At 47.8% G+C, this 20,898-nt stretch carries 10 protein-coding genes; 9 read left to right on the forward strand and 1 reads right to left on the reverse strand.

Features of this window, described 5'->3' with window-relative positions; translation table 11 throughout:
- The first annotated feature begins 32 nt into the window (after window positions 1-32).
- The 6 genes from HB364_RS19450 to HB364_RS19475 are packed head-to-tail and all read left to right on the forward strand — an operon-like array spanning window position 33 to window position 12,709.
- The gene (locus tag HB364_RS19450) at window positions 33-2,909 is read left to right on the forward strand and encodes a TIM-barrel domain-containing protein (RefSeq protein WP_167289964.1); all 2,877 of its coding nucleotides are present in this window, start codon (window positions 33-35) and stop codon (window positions 2,907-2,909) included.
- A 29-nt stretch (window positions 2,910-2,938) separates the two neighbouring features.
- Window positions 2,939-6,130 (forward strand): SusC/RagA family TonB-linked outer membrane protein, encoded by a 3,192-nt coding sequence (locus HB364_RS19455; protein ID WP_167289965.1) that lies wholly within the window; start codon window positions 2,939-2,941, stop codon window positions 6,128-6,130.
- Window positions 6,131-6,150: 20 nt separating this feature from the next.
- Window positions 6,151-7,764 carry a RagB/SusD family nutrient uptake outer membrane protein gene (locus tag HB364_RS19460; RefSeq protein WP_167289966.1) on the forward strand — a complete coding sequence of 538 codons (1,614 nt, stop codon included), beginning with the start codon at window positions 6,151-6,153 and terminating at the stop codon, window positions 7,762-7,764.
- A 30-nt stretch (window positions 7,765-7,794) separates the two neighbouring features.
- Window positions 7,795-9,003, forward strand: a complete 1,209-nt coding sequence (locus tag HB364_RS19465; protein WP_167289968.1) for a glycan-binding surface protein — start codon at window positions 7,795-7,797, stop codon at window positions 9,001-9,003.
- 29 nt (window positions 9,004-9,032) lie between these two features.
- Window positions 9,033-10,958, forward strand: coding sequence for a T9SS type A sorting domain-containing protein (locus tag HB364_RS19470; protein WP_167289969.1), 1,926 nt, complete (start codon window positions 9,033-9,035; stop codon window positions 10,956-10,958).
- A 20-nt stretch (window positions 10,959-10,978) separates the two neighbouring features.
- Window positions 10,979-12,709, forward strand: coding sequence for a glycoside hydrolase family 9 protein (locus tag HB364_RS19475; protein WP_167289970.1), 1,731 nt, complete (start codon window positions 10,979-10,981; stop codon window positions 12,707-12,709).
- A 17-nt stretch (window positions 12,710-12,726) separates the two neighbouring features.
- Here the strand turns inward: HB364_RS19475 and HB364_RS19480 are convergent, their stop codons facing one another.
- Entirely contained in the window at window positions 12,727-13,761 is a 1,035-nt protein-coding gene (locus HB364_RS19480) for a LacI family DNA-binding transcriptional regulator (RefSeq protein WP_167289972.1), read from the reverse strand.
- A gap of 391 nt (window positions 13,762-14,152) precedes the next feature.
- Here HB364_RS19480 and HB364_RS19485 point away from each other — a divergent pair, with 391 nt between their 5' ends.
- Genes HB364_RS19485 through HB364_RS19495 form a run of 3 tightly spaced genes read left to right on the forward strand, consistent with a single transcriptional unit; the run spans window position 14,153 to window position 20,861 of the window.
- Window positions 14,153-17,389: a SusC/RagA family TonB-linked outer membrane protein gene (locus HB364_RS19485; RefSeq protein ID WP_167289974.1), complete on the forward strand. Its 3,237-nt coding sequence runs from the start codon at window positions 14,153-14,155 to the stop codon at window positions 17,387-17,389.
- 30 nt (window positions 17,390-17,419) lie between these two features.
- Entirely contained in the window at window positions 17,420-19,252 is a 1,833-nt protein-coding gene (locus HB364_RS19490; RefSeq protein ID WP_167289976.1) for a RagB/SusD family nutrient uptake outer membrane protein, read from the forward strand.
- Complete coding sequence (locus HB364_RS19495; RefSeq protein ID WP_167289977.1) at window positions 19,242-20,861, forward strand: DUF5123 domain-containing protein; 1,620 nt, start codon at window positions 19,242-19,244, stop codon at window positions 20,859-20,861. Before HB364_RS19490 ends, HB364_RS19495 begins: the two co-directional genes overlap by 11 nt.
- Window positions 20,862-20,898: the final 37 nt, after the last annotated feature.

Here is a 20,898-nt window from a genome sequence, read left to right on the forward strand (position 1 = left end):
CCCTGATTGTTGAACAAAACGAAACGATTGCTATGCGGAAGATCAAGACATTGTTGTCCTGCCTTGTGGTGACCTTATTGTCCGTAACCACCCTTTCAGCCCATCATATTCCCCCCGGTGAATACTCAAAAGTAGATGACGGTATTATCGTACATGTAAAAAGAAAACTACCCAATGGTGTTTGTCTCGTACGATTGCAGGCGATCACCGACCATATTATACGGGTTACTGCCAGTCCGGTGGATTCTTTTACCAATACGACCAGCCTCATCATCCAGGCTAAAAAAAGAACACCTGTAAAATGGACCTTAAAAGAAGAGAAAGAACAGGTTATCCTGCTTACACCGGCCCTCAGGGTTACGGTATCCCTGGTTTCGGGGGAAATCAATTTTACCGATCATACCGGCAGATCCCTGCTGGCCGAACCCAAAGAGGGCGGCAAATATTTTATCCCGGTTACAGAAGAAGGCCAGCCGGCTTATAGGCTTAGTCAATCCTTCACCAGCGCCCCCGAAGAAGCATTTTATGGACTGGGCCAGCACCAGAATGGCATCATGAACCATAAAGGGCAACAGGTGGAACTGTTGCAGAACAATACAGAGATCGCCGTTCCTTTCATGGTATCTTCCAACAACTATGGCATCCTCTGGGATAATTATTCCATCTCCAAAGTGGGCGATACGCGGGATTTTGAACCACTGTCTACCCTGAAGCTCTATGCTGCAGATGGCAGCCGGGGCTGGCTCACTGCTACTTATGCCAGCAAATCAGACCCGAAACAGATCATAGCACAGCGGCCCGAATCGATGCTGGCGTATGACTACCTGTGCTCACAAAAAGATTTTCCCGAAACAGTAAAACTGGACGAGGTAAAAGTGACCTGGGAAGGCGCCATCGAATCTGCTTTTACAGGCACCCATCAGTTCCTGTTCCGTTATGGTGGCTACAGTAAGTTATGGATTGATGGTCAATTGCTGGTTGATCGCTGGCGGCATGCCTGGATGCCGGGCACAGCTATTGTGCCAGTACAACTGGAAAAAGGAAAGAAACACAGCTTTCGTATTGAGTGGCTGCCCGATGGCGGCGTATCATACCTATCCTGCAAATGGTTAAGCCCGCTGCAGGGTGATCTTCAAAACCAGTTTGGCTTTAGTTCTGAGGTGGGTGATCAACTGGATTACTATTTCATCCGGGGCAATAACCTTGATGAAGTGATTGGCGGATACCGTGACATTACCGGCCAGGCTTCCATCATGCCCAAATGGGTAATGGGGCTTTGGCAAAGCCGGGAGCGGTATAAAACACAGGAGGAGATACTCTCCACCGTCAGTGAGTTCAGGAAGCGGAAGATACCGCTGGATAACATTGTGCTGGACTGGTCATTCTGGAAAGAGAATGACTGGGGCAGCCAGGACTTTGATTCCACCCGCTTTCCCGATCCGGCGGGAATGATCAAAACCCTGCATTCAACCTACAAGACCCATTTCATGATCTCCGTCTGGCCCAAGTTCTATGAAGGCATTCCCATCTATAAACAGTTTGATAAAAATGGCTGGTTGTATAAAAGGAATATTACAGAACAACGGCGCGACTGGATTGGTAAAGGATATACGTCTACTTTTTATGATGCTTACAATCCACAGGCGCGTACTGCCTTCTGGAACCTGCTGAATGAAAAGCTGTACAGTAAAGGAGTGGATGCCTGGTGGCTGGATGCTACAGAGCCGGATATTCATTCCAACATGTCGCCCGAAGAAAGAAAACAAACCATGAACCCGACGGCACTGGGTTCTGCTGCCCGCTATTTCAATGCCTTTGCCCTGCAGAATGCAAAGGGCGTGTATGAAGGACAACGTGGGGTGAATCCCAATGAGCGCGTCTTTATCTTTACCCGTTCGGCCTTTGCAGGATTACAGCGGTATGCGGCCGCTTCCTGGAGTGGTGACATCGCCGCCCGCTGGGAAGACTTTAAAAATCAAATACCGGCAGGGCTCAATTTCTCCCTGTCTGGTCTTCCTTACTGGACTACAGATATAGGCGGCTTTGCGGTAGAGCCGCGTTATGAAAATGCGACTGGTGAAAACCTCGAAGAATGGCGTGAGCTGATGACACGCTGGTACCAGTTTGGCGCTTTCTGCCCGATATTCCGCGTGCATGGTCAATTCCCTTACCGGGAGATATACAATGTGGCGCCGGAAACACATCCTGCTTATCAAAGTATGTTATACTATGACAAGCTCCGCTACCGGCTCATGCCCTATATCTATTCTTTGGCCGGCAAAACCTATCATAATAATTATACCATTATGCGCGGGCTGGCCATGGATTTCCCTGCCGACCCGCAGGTGAAAGACATCAGTGATCAATACATGTTTGGCCCTTCCATACTGGTAAACCCGGTTTGTGCCTACAAAGCTGCCAGCAGGAAAGTATACCTGCCTGCAGGTACCGGCTGGTATGAATACTATTCCGGAAAGTATATGTCAGGTGGTACAACCATAGAAGCGGAAGCACCATTGCAAAGAATACCGCTGTTTATTAAAGAAGGTTCCATACTGCCGGCAGGGCCTGCCCTGCAATACACATCGGAAAAGCCTGCTGATCCGGTTACCTTATTGGTATATGCCGGTAAGGATGGGGCATTTTCGCTCTATGAAGATGAAGGCACCAATTATAATTATGAGAACGGTGCTTTCTCCAATATCCCTTTCAGTTATGAAGAAGCTACCAAGACATTAACCATTGGTGAGCGTACAGGAGCATTCAATGGGATGCTAAAGCAAAGAACCTTCCGGGTAATATGGATCGGGAAGAACAATCCCCGGCCCTTTGATCCGGATGCAAAAGCGGACCATACTATTAAGTATAATGGGAAGAAAGTGGCTGTGAAGATGAAATATTCAAACTAATTCTCTCAAAAACACGAAAACGATCGCATATGAAAAAAACCAAAACTGCCAGACAGCCGGCTGTCCTGTTCTGGACACTGCTATTGTGCCTGCTGGCCCTTACTCAGGGGTATGCACAGGAAACAACTGCCCCGAGAAAAATTACCGGAAAGGTAACTGCTAAAATGAGCGACGAACCGATCGTATCAGCATCGGTTACTATTAAAGGCTCCACTAATTCAGCTTCTACCAATGCTACGGGCAATTTTACCATTGAAGCAAAGACCGGTGATGTACTGGTCATCTCTTCCATTGGTTATGCCCCCAAGGAAGTGAAAGTGGGCAGCCGGTCTACCATGGACATCAGGCTGGAGGAAGATTACAACGACCTGCAGGATGTAGTGGTGGTAGGTTACGGCCGTATGAAGAAGACCGACCTCAGCAGCTCGCAGGTGACTGTTACGGCTGCTGATATGCAGCGGACAGTGAACACCACACTGGAGCAGGGATTGCAGGGACGCGCGGCCAACGTATACGTTACCTCCAACAGTGGCCAGCCCGGTGCGGCGCCTTCCGTGCTGATCCGCGGCGTTAGCTCTATCAATTATTCCAGTCAGCCTTTGTATGTTATTGATGGGGTGCAGATAAAGCCCGATAACCCCAATGGTGGAACGGGCACCAGTAACACCGCCACGAATGTTTCTTCCAACATCCTGGCGGGCATTAACCCCGATGATATTGAAACCATCAATGTGTTGCAGGGACCATCGGCTACCGCCATCTATGGTGCGGTAGGCGCCAATGGTGTTATCCTCATCACCACCAAAAGAGGGAAGTCCGGCGACACCAAAGTATCTTTCAGCAGCCTGGCTACCATTCAGGACAGGCCCGAAAAAGTGCCTGTGATGAACCTGCGGGAGTATGCCACCTATCGTAATGAGTTTGCCAAAGCAGGCGGTGCTGCTTTTGAACCTGCGTTTGCCGATCCTTCTGTACTGGGGGAAGGCACTGACTGGCAAAAATCCCTGTTCCACCGAACATTGCTGCAGAAATACAGCCTGGGATTGAGTGGCGGTAATGACCGTACTACTTTTTATACAGGCGCGGAATATTTTAAACAGGAGGGCGTAGCGAAAGGCTCGGGCTTTGAACGTTACTCCATCCGTTTAAACATAGACAATCAAACGAGGCGATGGCTGAGAGTGGGGACAAACCTGAGCGTAAACCAGGTGAAGGAGAACGTGAATACTACCAATGGCGACCTGCTGAATATTGCCATCACCCAGAATCCTGCCGTGCCTGTTACCAATCCCGACGGTAGCTGGGGTGGGCCGGTAAACACACAGTACCAGTACACCAACCCGGTGGCGCTGGCAGAAATAAATGATAACCGTAATAAATCAATGGCCTTTATCGGCGGTATTTATGCCGATATTACGCTCTTCAAAGGACTTGTATTCCACAATGAGCTAAATACCTATTACCAATATACGAATAGCTATATCTTTAACCCCTCCTATAAGTTTAATGGCTATGAGAATACCACTACTGTTTCTTCGCGCCGGAGCGGCAATAGCTACTGGTGGGGTATTCAAAACCGGCTACAGTATGATACCAAGATTGGTAAACATGGTATTACGGCCATGGTGGGCCATGAAGCTACAGAAAACGGGCATGAAGGATTGGAAGGGTTGCGCCGCACTTTCATCACCAATGCTATACAGGAATTGCCTGGAGGTGATGCCTTATCAGCTACCAACAGCAGCTCCAAAGGCTCCAGCTCCCGGGAATCTTATTTTGGCCGGTTGAATTATGTATACAATGACCGCTATATTCTGCAGGCTACCATGCGGGCAGACGGTTCTTCCAATTTTGGTCCCGAGAACCGGTGGGGCTATTTCCCTTCCTTCTCGGCTGCCTGGAGACTGTCACAGGAAAATTTTATGAAAAACATAGAAGCGCTTAATGACTTCAAGCTGCGGGTAGAGTATGGCCTTAGTGGCAATGCGGCAGCCGCTGGTTATTATGCCGCCTTGTATAGTGTGCCTACTGCCAGCGGTACTGGTTATCTTTCCAACAATTTTGCCAACCCGTATTTGAAATGGGAAGAATCGAAAACACTGAACGTGGGATTTGATGCCCGTTTGTTCAATAACCGGGTAGAAATAATTGCCGATTTCTATATCAAGAAAATAACCGACCTGCTGACCACCAACGATTATCCTTACTATTCCGGTGGCGATATGTCGTATTCATCAGGGTATATCCGTTTCCCCACCTCCAATGTAGGCTCCATGGAGAACAAAGGGTTTGGTATCACCATCAATACGGTCAATATTGAAAAGCCCTTTACCTGGAGAACAGGATTGAATTTCTCTGTAGATCGTAATAAGATCACAGAACTGTACAACAATACACCTATTAACAGCACGTATAAAACCAGTTCGGTGATCAGCTCTTCCAGGCCAGGTCAGCCGGTGGCCCTACTCACCGGTTATATTGCTGATGGAATATTTCAGAACATTAATGAGATCAAAGGCCATGCTATTCAGTTGGCCAGCGGGGTGATGCTGGTTGACCCCGCACAGGGCACCTGGGTTGGGGATGTTAAATTCCGGGATATCAGCGGCCCTGATGGAAAGCCAGATGGTAAGATAGACCAGAATGACCGTGTAGTGATTGGTAACCCCTGGCCCAAATTTACTTTCGGGTTCACCAACTCCTTCTCGTACAAAAACTTTGATCTGAACGTGTTGATCGTTGGCGTGCAGGGAAATGATGTATACAACTATACAAGGTATTTAAACGAGAATCCGCAAGGTGCTGGCGTGTATAGCAACTACTTTAAATCAGTAGCCAACTTTGCCCGCCCCAGCAGTACTGATGTCAATGATCAAAATACCACGCTAACCAATCCCGGTTACCAGATAGCCCGCATCGCTACCAACACTGCCAATGGCAACTTCCGGGCTTCACAGTGGTACATTGAAGATGGGTCATACATCCGTATTAAGAACGTTACCCTTTCTTATTTCCTGCCGGCCAAATGGGCTTCCAAAATAGCCATGCGTAACCTGAAGGTGTCGGCCGGCGTACAGAACCTGCATACGTTCACGAAGTATAAAGGATATGATCCTGAAATTGGCATGACTCCCAACTATGGTTCTCTCACCGTAGGAGTGGATGATGCCCGTTATCCTTCTACCAAAATGTATTCTTTCAGCCTCACCGCTGATTTTTAACCTTTCTAAAATTGCTGTATATGAATAAGCTTTTAATCATATTACTGGTGCTGGTGGCAGCGCAGTCCTGTAAAAAAGACTTCCTCAACCGGCCGCCGGAAGACCAGTTGATAGCCGACATCTTTTATAAGACCACCGAAGAGGTAAGGGCCGGTACGGCGCCACTCTATAATATTGTGTGGTTTGATTATAACGACAAAGCGGCGCTATCCTTTGGTGATGCCCGTGGCGGCAATATGATCTCTAACGACAGGGATCAATTCTACCGCTTTGCAGTGCCTGCTACAGACGTTAATACTTTATTGCCGGCCTATAAATCTTTCTACAAGATCATTGCGCAAAGCAATCAAACCATGTTCAACGTCCGCAACAATGCCACTACCGTTCCGGATGATGTAAAGCGCTCTGCCATTGCGGAATGCCGCTTTATGCGGGCCATGGGCTATTATTTTCTGGTAAGCAACTGGGGAGCTGTGCCCATTATCTACGACAACGTAGCCCAGATGGGTGATACCAAGGTAACGCGCAATACGATAGAGAGCATTTGGGAATTGATCATCCGGGATATGACCTATGCGGCAAAGAACTTGCCGGCTGCTTCTTTTGGGGAAGGCCGTGTTACCAAACACTCGGCCGAAGGGATGCTGGCCAGGATGTACCTTACCCGCGCAGGTGTAGGCAGCGCCGGTACCCGCCGGAAAGCTGACCTGGACAGTGCGAAGTATTATGCCGCCGATGTGATCAACAATGGTCCTTATGTACTGGAGCCAAACTATTATGACCTGTTCCGGGGAGAAAACCACAACAGCTCAAAGAATAACAAAGAGAGCTTATTTTCCATTCAGTGGATGCCTATTAAAGACCCCTGGGGCATCAACAATTCTTTCCAGGCCTATATGGCGCGCAACGGGGATATTACCGGTAGCTGGGATGGATGGGGGGCTGCACATGGCGCCTCTGCCAACCTGATCCAGTATTACCTGGACAATGAGGCTGACTCTATACGACGCAAAGCTACTTTCATGTTCCAGAGCGACTTCTATCCCGAGATACGCAAAGACCTCGGCGGCTATCGCTTTACAGCTACCGATGTTGCTAATACCAAAAAATACATCATTGGTTCTGTTAAAGACAATGGCGGCAAGGGCAGTGAAATGTGTGCTTACATCAATACCTATATGCTGCGCCTGGCAGAAGTATACCTCATTTATGCCGAATCTATCTTAGGGGATGCAGCCAGCACTGCAGATGCAGAGGCCCTGAAGTATTACAATGCTGTACGCACACGGGCTGGTATGCCGGAGAAATCCTCCATCACCTTCGATGATATCTTCCTGGAAAAAAGAATTGAAACGGTATTTGAAGGGATCTACTGGTATGAGCTCATGCGTTTGTATTACTTTAATCCCACGAAGGCCAAATCCATTATCGATGCCCAGGATAAGGGCGCTTATACGCTGACCTATAATACTGGTTCTACGAGCCCGCGTACCTGGACAGCGGTATACAATACCAAAAAATACCCGGTCACTGATCAAACCATGTACCTGCCCATTCCGGAAGCGGAACTGGTGAAAGCACCCAACCTGGCTGCCGCTCCTGTTCCTTTTGACTTTAGCCTTTTGCCTGATTAATACATTCCTAAACACCATAATATCCGCAACATGCGTACATATAAATTTCCTGTAATCATCCTGCTGCTGCTTGTATTGGCAGGCCTGGTGGCCTGTGACAAGGACAACGACGGCAAGCCGGTTATTACCAGGCTGCGAGCCAGCAGCCCGGCTCCCAATGACTCTACCCTCACCGTGGCCGGACCGGGACAAGTCGTAGTGATACAGGGTAGTGGTTTTGCTTCCACCACCCAGATATTCTTCAATGGCTATCCGACTCCTTTTAACTCAGCCTTGCTGTCCGATAATAATATTATAGTGGCCATCCCGGCCGATATGCCTTTTGCCAGTCTTGACCCGGCCCAGTTAAATACGGTAAAAGTCGTTACCAGGAATGGGGAAGTGGTATTCTCTTTTCCGGTCATCCCACCGCCGGCCATATTGTCGTCGGCCAGCAATGAAAATGCAAAAGCCGGCGAGCGCATTACCATTATGGGTAATAACTTCTTCTTTGTGGAGAAAGTGATCTTCCCCGGTGGCATAGCAGTTACTACCAACCTGGGTACGGTGGCTGCCGGCACTTCCATAGAGGTGACAGTGCCGGCCGGCATTACGCAGGCAGGTCCCTTGCAGGTTGTTACAAAATTCGGCACAGGCTCTTCTGTATTCCTGTTCAACGATTTCAGTACCGGCATGATCAGCAATTTTGATGACATTAATAACTTTAGTTGGGGGTGTCCCGTTAAAGACGACGCTGCACTGTTCCCCGGCAATCATGGAAAATATGCGCACCTCACGCAGGATAACATTCCTGGCAACAACTGGGATTGGTGGAATGGGAAAAGAGGTGTGATCACCAATGCAAAAGACTGGCTACCTGCTTCCGAAATGAGTAATCCCGCAGCTAACTATGCAATGAAGTTTGATATTTATGTGAAGGAAGCCTGGTCTACCGGCGTATTACTTATCGGCCCCCCACCCAATGATACATGGGTATATATGCACCGGTATGAGCCTTGGAAAAACACGCCCAATTTCAAAACAAATGGCTGGATAACAGTGACGGTACCGTTGAGCGAGTTCAGGAAAAAATCTGCCGGCGGAGTTGATGGCGGCGGCGATCCTGCCTCCACCGTAGGTGATGTGATTGGTAGCATCAATGAAATCGCCAAGTTCATGTTCGTCAATGATACCGGAACACCTATTGCAAAGCTGGACATAGCGATTGATAATATCCGTGTATATAAAATTGTGAAGTAAGGTTGTACTGTACTATCCCAACGACCCGTATGAAAAAAATAACACTTGCTTTTTGCTTTCTATGCGTGCGCTGGCTGACAGCGCACGCCCAGGACCCTGGTTTTTTCCTGAACGACTGGCAGCCTAAAAACATAGCGGCTCCTGCTTATAATAACGTAACTAAACCTACCGGCACACCGGGGGTAACTGTTATGATAGATGCCAATAATGTGGTCAACAAAGTGTCGAAGTACCTCTTTGGCAACAATGCCAATCCGTACATGACACAGATGGTCACAGAGCCGGTATTGATCAACCATATAAAGAACCTGGCGCCCAATGTCATCCGCATGCCGGGCGGTAATATCAGCAGTGTATACTTCTGGAATGCCCTGCCCAATACGCCGCCTGGCGATGTGCCGGATTCTTTATATGATTCCGATGGTAAGAAAGTGCTGGCCGGTTACTGGTATGGCAAGAATACGGCGGGCTGGACGCTCTCGCTGGATAACTATTATGCCATGCTGCAGCAAACAGGCAGCACCGGCATCATTACCGTTAATTACAGCTATGCCCGTTATGGTACCAGCACCGATCCGGTAAGGCAGGCTGCCCACCTCGCTGCTGAATGGGTGCGCTATGATAATGGACGTACCAAATTCTGGGAGATCGGTAATGAAGATGCAGGTCCCTGGCAGGCGGGCTATAAAATTGATGTTACCAAAAATAAGGACGGCCAGCCGGAGATCATCAGCGGCGAGCTGTATGGCCAGCACTGTAAAGTATTTATTGATTCCATGCGCAAAGCCGCTACAGAAAAAGGAGCTACTATTTACATCGGTGCACAACTGATACAATATGATGCTGTCAATTCCTGGAACCCGGTAGACAGAACCTGGAACAGCGGGTATTTCAGCAAAGCAGGTAATGCGGCGGATTTTTATATTATTCATTCTTATTACACGCCCTTCAATGAAAACTCCACAGCCGATGTGATCCTCAATACAGCAGCTACCGAAACCCAGAGCATGATGAACTGGATGAAGACGACCACGCAACAGGGTGGAGTAGCGCTGAAGCCCATTGCCTTAACGGAATGGAACATTTTTGCCGTGGGGTCAAAGCAGATGGTATCGCATATCAATGGCCTGCATGCCACACTCACCCTGGGTGAGCTGATCAGGAACAAATATGGGCAGGCTTCCCGCTGGGACCTTTCCAATGGCTGGGACAATGGCAATGATCACGGTACTTTTAGCAGCGGCAATGAACCGGATGTTGCTCAATGGACGCCCCGGCCATCCTTCTACCATCTGTATTATTTCCAAAAATACTTCGGTGACCAAATGGTTTCGGCTGCCGTTACCGGTCACAATGACATCATCAGTTATGCTTCTACGTTTAGTTCTGGGCAGGCAGGTGTGGTGATTGTCAATAAGGGAACGGGTACCCAACTGGTCAAATTGAATTTCCAGAACTTCTATCCCGGTAACCGTTACTACTGGTATACCCTTACCGGTGATACAGACAATGGAGAGTTTTCGCGCAAAGTGCTGGTCAACGGCAATGGCCCCGCCGGCGTTGCCGGCGGACCGGCCGGTTATGTAGACCTCAAAGCCAATTCATCTTTATGTGAAAATGATGTAAAGCTTAGTATCCCGCCCCGTTCTGCTACTTTTGTACTGGTTGATAAAAGCAGCGTGACCGGTGTGGTGGATATTGACCCCAATGATAAGCTGGTGCAGGTATTTCCCAATCCATCCCGTAACGGCAATTTTACCATACGGCTGAATGGCTTTTCGCCGGCAGAGCAGGTAAGCATGCGGGTCGTTAACAAGGCAGGACAATTATTGTATGAAGCAACTGTGCGGGGTGTGCAAATATGGCCTGTACAGCAATTCCTGAAAGCGGACGCTTATTGCCTGCAGGTGATTACGGCCAAAGGCACAACTACGAAAAAGATTATTGTTCAATAAAGCAGCCTCAAACATTATCCATGAAACATTGCCTGCTATTGTTTAGCTGTTCGCTTGTTATTACTATACAGGCGCAGCAAACCACTCATCCCATTCGCATCAACCAGGAAGGTTATTATGTACAGGGCCCTAAAGTGGCGGCTGTAGTGGGCAATATACCAGCTACTGATTTTTATATCGTTGACGCCGGCAGGAAGGATACTGTCTATAAAGGAAAACTGAGTGAGACCAAACAATCGGCCAATTCCTCCCTGCAAACCAAACTGGCCGACTTCAGCACTTTCCGGCGGCCCGGTAACTTCCGGTTGCTTGTTCCGGGTGTAGGGCCTTCTTATGTATTCCGGGTGGCCAATCAGGCGCATCATGCGGCTGCTGTAGCCTTATTAAAGGGGTTTTATTACCAGCGGGTATCTATGCCATTGGAAGAAAAATATGCCGGTAAATGGCATCGCCCGGCCGGTCATCCTGATAGGACTGTATTGATCCATCCTTCTGCGGCAACAGAAAAGCGACCTGCAGGTACCACCATTTCTTCACCCGGCGGCTGGTATGATGCCGGCGATTACAATAAATACATTGTGAACAGTGGCATTACCATGGGCACGCTCTTATCGGCCTATGAAGATTTTACCACTTACTTTGATACCCTGAAAACCAATATCCCGGAAAGCAATAACCGTATTCCTGATCTGTTGGACGAGATACTCTATAACCTGCGCTGGATGCTTACCATGCAGGATCCCTACGACGGTGGGGTATACAACAAATGCACCAATGCAGCTTTCGATGGCATGGTAATGCCGGGTGTAACCAAACTGCCGCGTTATGTGGTGCAGAAAGGTACAGCAGCCACCCTCGATTTTGCAGCCGTCATGGCGCAGGCAGCACGTATCTATAAACGGTTCAAGAAACAATTGCCCGGTTTATCCGATTCCTGCCTGGCTGCTGCCAAACGGGCCTGGCAGTGGGCATTGACATATCCCGACCTGGTTTACGACCAGGATAAAATGAATACGATACATAAGCCTGCTGTTACAACAGGTGGTTACGGCGACAGGAACTTTGGCGATGAATGGTTTTGGGCTGCCGCAGAGTTAATGGCCACTACGGGCGAAAAAGCCTATAATGATATTATAACTAAAGAGCTGAGGAGCCCGCTTACAATTCCTTCCTGGGCCAATGTGCGCATGCTGGGATATTATACCTTATTAAGGGTGGGCAAACAGGCTATTGATGCGGCGGCGCTTAAAAAAAGACTGCTTTATTTTGCTGATGAATTTACAAAGACCAAGGGAAGCGCTTTCTATACAGTAATGGGAAGATTCCGCACTGACTTTGTGTGGGGCAGTAGTTCAGTGGCTGCTAACCAGGGTATCTTACTAATTAATGCCTTCTTACTTACAAAAGACAAGAAGTATTTGGATAATGCGCTTACCAACCTGGATTACCTGCTGGGCAGGAATGCCACCGGCTATTCATTCGTAACAGGTATTGGTACTTATTCTGTCATGCATCCCCATCACCGTCCTTCTGTAGCAGACGGTATTGCAGAACCGGTACCGGGACTATTGTCAGGCGGACCCAATCCCGGCAGGCAGGACCGTTGTAAGTATGAATTCACAGAGCCGGAAACAGCTTTTACTGATCATGATTGTTCTTATGCTTCCAACGAGATTGCCATTAACTGGAATGCGCCTGCCGTGTACCTGGCGGCTGCTATAGAGGCTTTGTCTAAGCAGGTAGGCTATTAATATAAACTGACCACTTCTTATTTCCTTGGCAGTGAAGATTCCCGTATCTGCAATTCCGGCGTGAGGGTCCTTTTCTCAAATTGCTTAACAGGCCGTTTGCTTTCTATCAATTGTAACAGTAGTTCTGTGGCATCGCGTCCTATTTCATAAGCTGGTTGCCGTACTACAGTGAGAGGCGGACTGATCAACTCTGCAATATCAGAATTGGAAAAACCTACCAGCGCAATATCATCCGGTACCCGCAGGCCACGTCTTTTGAGGGTTTTCAGGCAGCCGCTGGTTAATTTATCACTCATCGTAACAATGGCATCCGGCTTTTGCTTCAGGGTAAATAGTCTGTTTACCGCTTCTTCTATTTCAGAAAAGATCATACCCCCGTAAAAGCAATGCTTAACATAACTGTCATCGGGTTGTAGTCCGTTGGATAATAGAGCTTCCCGGTAGCCAGCCAACCGTTCTGAAGTAATGGACAGGAATTCTGAATTGGCAATGGCGGCAATCCGCTTATAACCATTGTGTACCAGGTGTTCAGTAGCCTCATAAGCTCCTTTAAAATTGTCTACGATCACGCTATGTGTATTGATCTCTTCCGTAATGCGGTCAAAGAAAACAATGGGTAATCCTTTTTCATGCAAAGCCTTCAGGTGGCTAATGTCATTGGTTTCTGTAGATACAGAGATCAGCAGCCCGTCTACCGACCGGGAAGCCAGGTAGCGCAGGTCCATTACTTCCCGTTCATAAGATTCATGGCTCTGGGAAATAATTACATTATATCCCCGGTCGTAGGAAATAGACTCAATGCCATTGATGATCTGGGAAAAGAAATTATTGGCTATCTCACACACGACCACCCCGATGGAGCGGCTGCGTTTCTCCTTTAAGCTCAATGCAATAGGGTTGGGGCGGTAGTTCAGTTTCTCGGCGCAATCCAGTACTAACTGCTTGGTTTCCGGGCTTATTTCGTAGCTGTCGCGCAGGGCTCTTGAAACAGTGGAGGTTGATATTCCGAGTGCTTTAGCAATATCCTTAATAGTGACTGCTTCAAATTTCATATGCCTGCCGTTGGGTTTTAAAAGATGCTTTTAAGGGCGCTGGTCACTAAGGTACCATTTTTCCTGCAAAGCCCTGTAGAACATTAACTTGTCAGTTTGACACTACGCCATCGTTACCGGGAACGATTGCGTAAATAAAAGGTTTCAATCTCTTCGGCATTACTGAAAAACTGTATAGACTTGTTGTGCTATTTGCTAACTAATAAATTGCTTGCTATGCCGAAAACAATCCTTTCTCATAGCGCATGTCCCCCTATGCGTCTGTATTCCTATCCTTTAAAAGTATTGAGCACTCAATTTGACCTGTATCAACGGGAATAAAGCCTTGCTGCTTTGTTCTGCCTGCTTGTATAAACCAAAACTCCAGACATTTCAACTTAAAAACTGCTATATGAAAAGACTATTGATGCTATTGTTATTGTTTGTTGCATCAAAGAGCCTGTTTGCGCAGGCACAAACGGTAAAAGGAACCGTACTGGACGATAGTACCGGACTTCCTGTACCGGGTGTAACTGTGCTGGTGGTGGGTTCCACGATTGGTACCCAGACGGATAAAGACGGTCTCTTCTCCATTACGATTCCCGCCAATGCCAAAAAAAGACAACTTGAGCTCAGCTCCCTGGGCTACACTTCACAACACATAACGGTTGGCAACAACGCCGGGGCGGTTACTGTTCGCCTGAAAAGAAGCCAAAGTTCGCTGGAAGATGTGGTCGTGATCGGCTATGGAACTTCCAGGCGGAAAGACCTTACAGGAGCTATTGCTTCCCTGTCGGGCAAGGAGCTGGAGAAAATACCGGTGGCCAATCCTGCTGAAGCGCTTAGCGGCCGCATTCCCGGTGTGCAGGTAACCACAGTGGATGGTCAGCCCGGCGCGGAAATTGTGATCCGGGTGAGAGGGGGTGGTTCGGTTTCCCAGGACAACTCCCCATTGTTTATCGTAGACGGGTTTCCGGTAGATAACATCAATGATATTGCTCCCACGGACATTGAAAGCTTTGACGTGCTGAAAGATGCTTCCGCTTCGGCCATTTATGGTTCCCGTGGCGCCAATGGGGTAATAATCGTCACCACCAAAAGGGCAAAAGCAGGGAAAACAACGATTGCCTATAATGGATTTGCACAGTTAAGGGCTTTCCCCCGCAAGCTGGATGTACTTTCTCCCTATGAGTTTGTATTGGCCCAATACGAATATGCCCGGCTCAGAAGCCAGTCTGACGTAGACAATTTCCAAAAACTCTTTGGCGTATACGGTGACCTTGAATTATACAAGGCGCAGAAAGGGACCGATTGGCAGGACGAGTTGTTTGGTGATCCGCCTACTTCTACGCAGCACAACATCAGCCTGGCAGGCGGAACGGATAAAACCAAAATAAACCTGAGCTTTACTAATAATAAAGATGAAGGGTTGATGACCGGTTCATCCTATGACCGGAATTATTTAAGCTTTAAATTAAACCATGAAATTTCCAATTCCCTCAAACTGGATGCAGGCGTCCGGTACAGCAAAGCTACTACCATGGGGGCTGGTACTGCGGGTACTTCAAGTGTACGGGTAGGAGATGCCATCACAACCCGCCCCGTTAATGGATTGGCTGATCAGATTATATTTGACGAGGTGTCGAACGATCTCGGCGATGACTATGAACAGTTCCTCAGAAGCCTCATCAGTCCTCCCAAACTGGCTGAACAGGATTATAGAAGAAGGGTCAACAATACCCTGAACCTGAGTGCAGCCCTTACCTGGAACATTATGAAAGGACTGTCTTACCGGTCCGACTTTAATATTGACAGATCGCAGGAAGAAACACGCCGGTATTATGGTCCGCTTACCGGTGAATCACGTAACGTGGGCGGCAACCTGCCACTGGGTGAGGTTACCGACCTCGACAAAGACGGTTACCGCTGGGCCAATACCCTCACCTATAATTTCAAACTCAGAGCAGATCATTCCTTTACGGCCATGGTTGGTCATGAAATGATGGATGGAAATGGCCTATCCAAATTCATGCGCGCCAAATACTTTGCAGAAAGCCTGTCGCCCGACAAACTTTTTTCAAATATGGCGCTGGGTACCATCGACAGGATGTCTACCAACGATCTCTATGGCCAGGCCCTGATGTCCTTCTTCGGCCGGGTAAATTATTCTTACAAGGGGAAATACCTCGTGTCTGCTACATTCCGGGCTGATGGTTCCAGCCTGTTTTCCGGGCAGAACCAATGGGGATACTTCCCGTCTGTTTCCGCTGCCTGGCGCCTCTCTGAGGAAGACTTTATGAAGGATATCAGCTTCATTACCGACCTTAAATTACGCGCCAGTTATGGCCAGGCCGGTAATAACCGCATTGGTATTGACCTGTGGAAAAAGACCTATGCTATCTCGGATGTACGTACCATTGGCTTTGGCGATGTAGCCAACCCCTATTATGTTTTTGCATCAACTTTATTGCCCAACCCCTCCTTAAAATGGGAAACGACGATTACCCGTAACCTCGGGCTTGATTTTATGCTATTCGGCAATAAGGTTACCGGTACACTGGACCTTTATTGGAATACTACCAAGGACCTGCTCGTACAGGAACCGATCCCTCAGTTGACCGGGTTTACTTCACAGATGATCAATATCGGACAAACTTCCAACAAGGGTATTGAGCTGGGATTGAATGCTGTCCTTGTGAATAAGAAAGACTTTACCCTTAATGCTGTCTTTAATATTGGCGCCAACAATTCAAAAATTGACGCCCTTGGCGCAGCAGACAGGTTATCCATTAACTCCAATTGGGCCAGTACCGATCTGAAGGCGCAGGACGATTACCGGGCTATTGTGGGTCAAACAGTAGGCCTCATGTATGGCTACGTTACCGATGGCTTCTATACTTCCGACGATTTCGTTTCCTATAACCCCGCTACCAATACTTACACGCTGGCAAAAGGAGTGGCCAATTCGAGCAGCGTGCTGGGAGGCATCAGCTTGCGCCCCGGCGTGTTAAAGCTGAAAAACCTGGGAGGTGATTCTCTTATTACAGCAGATAAGGACCGGCAGATCATTGGCAATGCCATGCCCAAATTCAGCGGTGGCTTTGGATTGAATGCTTCCTACAAGGGTTTCGACGCCTCTCTGTTCTTCAACTTTGTATATGGCAATGATGTGTACAATACCGGAAAGATCAGTTTTAATATGCTGTACAGGACTACCTATGGCAATATGCTCAATACTATGAATTCATCCAATCGCTATAAATATATAGATGCCAATGGGGTCCTGGTTACTGATCTGCAGAAACTGGCCGAATTGAATAAAGACGCAAAAATATGGTCTCCCTTCTCTATGGGTACCGCTTCTCCTGTATTTCATTCTTATGCTGTGGAAGATGGTTCTTTTTTACGCCTGAATAATATTACCCTTGGTTACTCGCTGCCTAAAAAACTGATCTCTAAGATCGCAATGCAACGCTTCAGGGTGTATGCAACCGTTTATAATGCCTTCTTATGGACCAGCTATAGCGGGTATGATCCCGAAGTAAGCGCCACCCGCAACTCAGGTTACCAGGCGTTAACGCCGGGAGTGGACTATTCGGGGTACCCCAAGAGCCGTACCTATACCGTGGGTGTAAACGTTACTTTTTGATTGCATTGTCTCAACATGAAAATTATTATTATGAAACGATTTGCCATATACAGCCTCGTCATACTGCCGCTGGTGGCTGGTTCCTGTAAGAAATTCCTGAATAAGGAATATGAATCCTCTTTTACACAGGACTATATTTACAGCAATGAGGAAGATGCCAGGAAGGCTGTAAATGCCGTATACGCATTGTTCAACCAGGATGCCTTTACTTCCCGGGTATCCAACAACTTTACCGGCAACTCTGATATAGAGGTAGGAAGCGTGGGGGCTTCTCCCGATAACTCGCGCAGGGATATCTGGTCATTTGAAGCCACAGATGCCAATGCCGATCTGTTGACCGTATTTAACAACGCCTATAGCGCCATCAACAGGGCCAATGACTGTATAGAAGGCATTACCAATAGTCCCTTATATAAAGCGGGTAATGCTACCATGAAACAGTTATTGGGCGAAGCGGCTACCCTGCGTGCTTACTGGTATTACCTGTTGGTGAACCACTGGGGCGATGTGCCTTTTAAAACTACTTCCACAAAGTCTGGCGATAATTTTTATTTGCCCCGTACAGGACGCGATACCATTCTTGCTTTTCTGATAGATGACCTGCGTAAGGCGGAAGAAGGCATGCAATGGGCCAGCGACCTCGATTTTGGTATTGAGCGCATCAACCGGGAATTCGTATTGGGCATGATAGCACGCCTTTCCCTCATGAGAGGCGGATATTGGCTCTATCCCGATATGCAGATGAGAAGAAAGTCAGATTACCTCAACTATTACAAAATAGCCAATGACTATTGTAAGAAATTAATAGAATCAAAGCCGCATACGCTGAATACCGATTTCAAAAAAATATTCCATAATGAATGCCAGGGCGTAACGCCGCTGAATGATGATGTGTTGTACGAAGTAGCTTTTCAGCCCGGCTTTGGTGATGTGGGCTGGTGCAATGGTGTGAAGGTGGATGCAGGAACGCACGCCTACGGGTCGGGATCCAACTACCTGAGTTTGCCCCCCAGTTATTATTATTCCTTTGATACACTGGATAAGCGTCTCGAAGTCACCTGTTCTATTATCTTCTATGACGGTACCCTGCTGGAAACACCCACGGCCGTAACGTCTATTGCTCCGGGTAAATGGAACCGCTTATGGCTCAAAACAGCGCCCGGATCGGCTTCTGCCAAAGGTACCGGCATTAACTGGCCACTGATGCGGTACAGTGATGTATTGCTGATGCTGGCCGAAACAGAGAACGAGATCAATAACGGGCCTACCGGTACTGCAAAAGATGCGCTGGCCATGGTGCGGCGCAGGGCATTCGCCACTGAGCATTGGGGCGAAAAAGTAGACAACTACATCGCAGCACTGGCAGGAAAAGAAGGCTTTTTTGAGGCAATAGTCAATGAACGTGCCTGGGAATTTGGCGGGGAATGCCTGCGTAAATATGACCTGGCCCGCTGGAACATTTATGGCAGGAAGCTCGCAGACGCCATCCAGGCGCTGACCGACATGGGCGCTGATGCCTATGGTGCAGGCCCGGGCGATTATACCAACCTGCCGGATTATCTCTATTACAAGAAAAATGATAAGACTGCTGTCTTTTATACCAAATATTCCAAACCTGCAGTCGCTCTCCCGGTAGTAGATGTGCCCAATAAAGGCGATAATCCCGACGGATATATCCGGGTAAACTGGTTGCGTTCTTTACGCAATACAACTACCGAAGGGCCTGCCGATTTTATCCTGAGGACCTGGAGAGGCTACAAGGATAATGCGGGTACTGAGCCTGTTCGTTATATCCTCCCGTTGCATTCATCAGTAATTACCAACAGCCAGGGCGTTTTGAAAAATGACGGATATGGTTACTAATAAAACTACTACCATGCAAACCAAACACTTTATTATACAGATCCTGCTCACCTGCTTATGTGCCGTGGCCCTCTTGCCGGCCTGTAAAAAAGATGACCTCGATAACCCCGTGCGTCTTTTCAGGCCCGTAATCAAGGGGCCGCTGTTATCCGATGGCAATTGGATCGAGGCCAACTGGCAAGCTATCAAAGACGCGGAGTCCTATTCCATACAAATAAGCAAGGACACTTTTGAGACTGTCCTGAGAACAATCCTTGTAGATACCAATACGTATACATTCGAAGATCTGGAGTGGGACAAGTCATACCAACTGCAGGTACGTGCCAATGCAAAGGATACTGCCTTCAATTCCAAATGGGGCATCCTGGGAGCCATTAAAACGTCCAAATTTCCTACTATCCTGAATACGCCTACGATCAACGACATCACGGATGCCGCTGTAAAGGTAAGCTGGACAACCAGTGGCGATCCCGTATCTGCCATTAAAATACTTTTGGGGAGTGACAGTTCGGTTGTAAAAGAGGTAGATCTTACAAACGATGATATTTCCAATGCGTATAAGATTGTGTCGGGCCTGACCTCTGGTACCCAATACATCATCTATCTCTACAGTGGAACCAAAGTGCGCGGATGGGCCGATTTCTCCACCAAAGGAAGCTTCTCCGGGACTATTATTGACCTGCGCGAATTTACCAACAGGCCTTCTGTTTTATCAGATACATTGCCACTAATAGATAACGGAAGTACTGTTATTTTAAAGCGCGGAATGACTTACCAGGTAGCCGCTGTTGCTTTAAGTAAAACAGTTATTATTGTGAGTGGCGATGACCTCGCTGTGGCAGAACCGGCCACCCTGTTTATGGCAGGTTCCAACTTTGATATTGCCAGTGGTAGCGTAATTGACTCCATTGTGTTTAATAATGTGAAAATCACCAGCGATGATCTTGCACTTGGTTCCAAATATGTATTTAATGTCAGCAAGTCGTGCACGGTTGGGAAAATCGTTTTTGAATCCTGCAGAATGCAGTATTTCAGGGGCTTTTTCAGGACAAAAGACAATGCGATGACTATTTCATCACTTGTGGTGAATAATTCTGTGATCAGCGATATAGGTAACTATGGCGTGGTGATTGTTGACAATGCCAATGTAAAACTGGAAAACATCGCTGTTACCAATTCCACTATTTACCGGGTGGGAGATGCCCAGGGTGTTTTCCGCAATACCCAAAATAGCTTTACCCAGTCCATACGGCTGGAGAATTGCACCTTTAATGAGGCACCGAATTATAACAGATACCTGGTGGATTTGAACACACAGAGTGCGGCATCCGGCATCACTGTTAAGAATTGCATCTTTGGTATCGGAAAAGCCAGTGGAGCCAATACTGCCGTAAGAGGAGTAAGAGCCGCTGCAGCTACCGTTGTTACAGGATCGGATAACTACAGTACTTCCGACTATGTGGCTACTTCCAATGCAGTTCCAGGCACAACACCCTATACCAAAGCATCTACTGCGTTGTTTGCTAATCCGGCGAATGGTGATTTTACCATCATAGACAATACCTTCCCCGGAAAATCGACTACAGGCGATCCAAGGTGGAGGCCATAAGAAGCTGTTAATCTGACCCTATGAATACATTATGGTA

The sequence above is a fragment of the Paraflavitalea devenefica genome (assembly GCF_011759375.1).
GTDB lineage: Bacteria > Bacteroidota > Bacteroidia > Chitinophagales > Chitinophagaceae > Paraflavitalea > Paraflavitalea devenefica.

Bases quoted from the DNA above. Each gene is read 5' to 3' on its own strand.
- HB364_RS19450 (WP_167289964.1), top strand. From the start codon at position 33: ATGCGGAAGATCAAGACATTGTTGTCCTGCCTTGTGGTGACCTTATTG.
- HB364_RS19455 (WP_167289965.1), top strand. From the start codon at position 2,939: ATGAAAAAAACCAAAACTGCCAGACAGCCGGCTGTCCTGTTCTGGACA.
- HB364_RS19460 (WP_167289966.1), top strand. From the start codon at position 6,151: ATGAATAAGCTTTTAATCATATTACTGGTGCTGGTGGCAGCGCAGTCC.
- HB364_RS19465 (WP_167289968.1), top strand. From the start codon at position 7,795: ATGCGTACATATAAATTTCCTGTAATCATCCTGCTGCTGCTTGTATTG.
- HB364_RS19470 (WP_167289969.1), top strand. From the start codon at position 9,033: ATGAAAAAAATAACACTTGCTTTTTGCTTTCTATGCGTGCGCTGGCTG.
- HB364_RS19475 (WP_167289970.1), top strand. From the start codon at position 10,979: ATGAAACATTGCCTGCTATTGTTTAGCTGTTCGCTTGTTATTACTATA.
- HB364_RS19480 (WP_167289972.1), bottom strand. From the start codon at position 13,761: ATGAAATTTGAAGCAGTCACTATTAAGGATATTGCTAAAGCACTCGGA.
- HB364_RS19485 (WP_167289974.1), top strand. From the start codon at position 14,153: ATGAAAAGACTATTGATGCTATTGTTATTGTTTGTTGCATCAAAGAGC.
- HB364_RS19490 (WP_167289976.1), top strand. From the start codon at position 17,420: ATGAAACGATTTGCCATATACAGCCTCGTCATACTGCCGCTGGTGGCT.
- HB364_RS19495 (WP_167289977.1), top strand. From the start codon at position 19,242: ATGGTTACTAATAAAACTACTACCATGCAAACCAAACACTTTATTATA.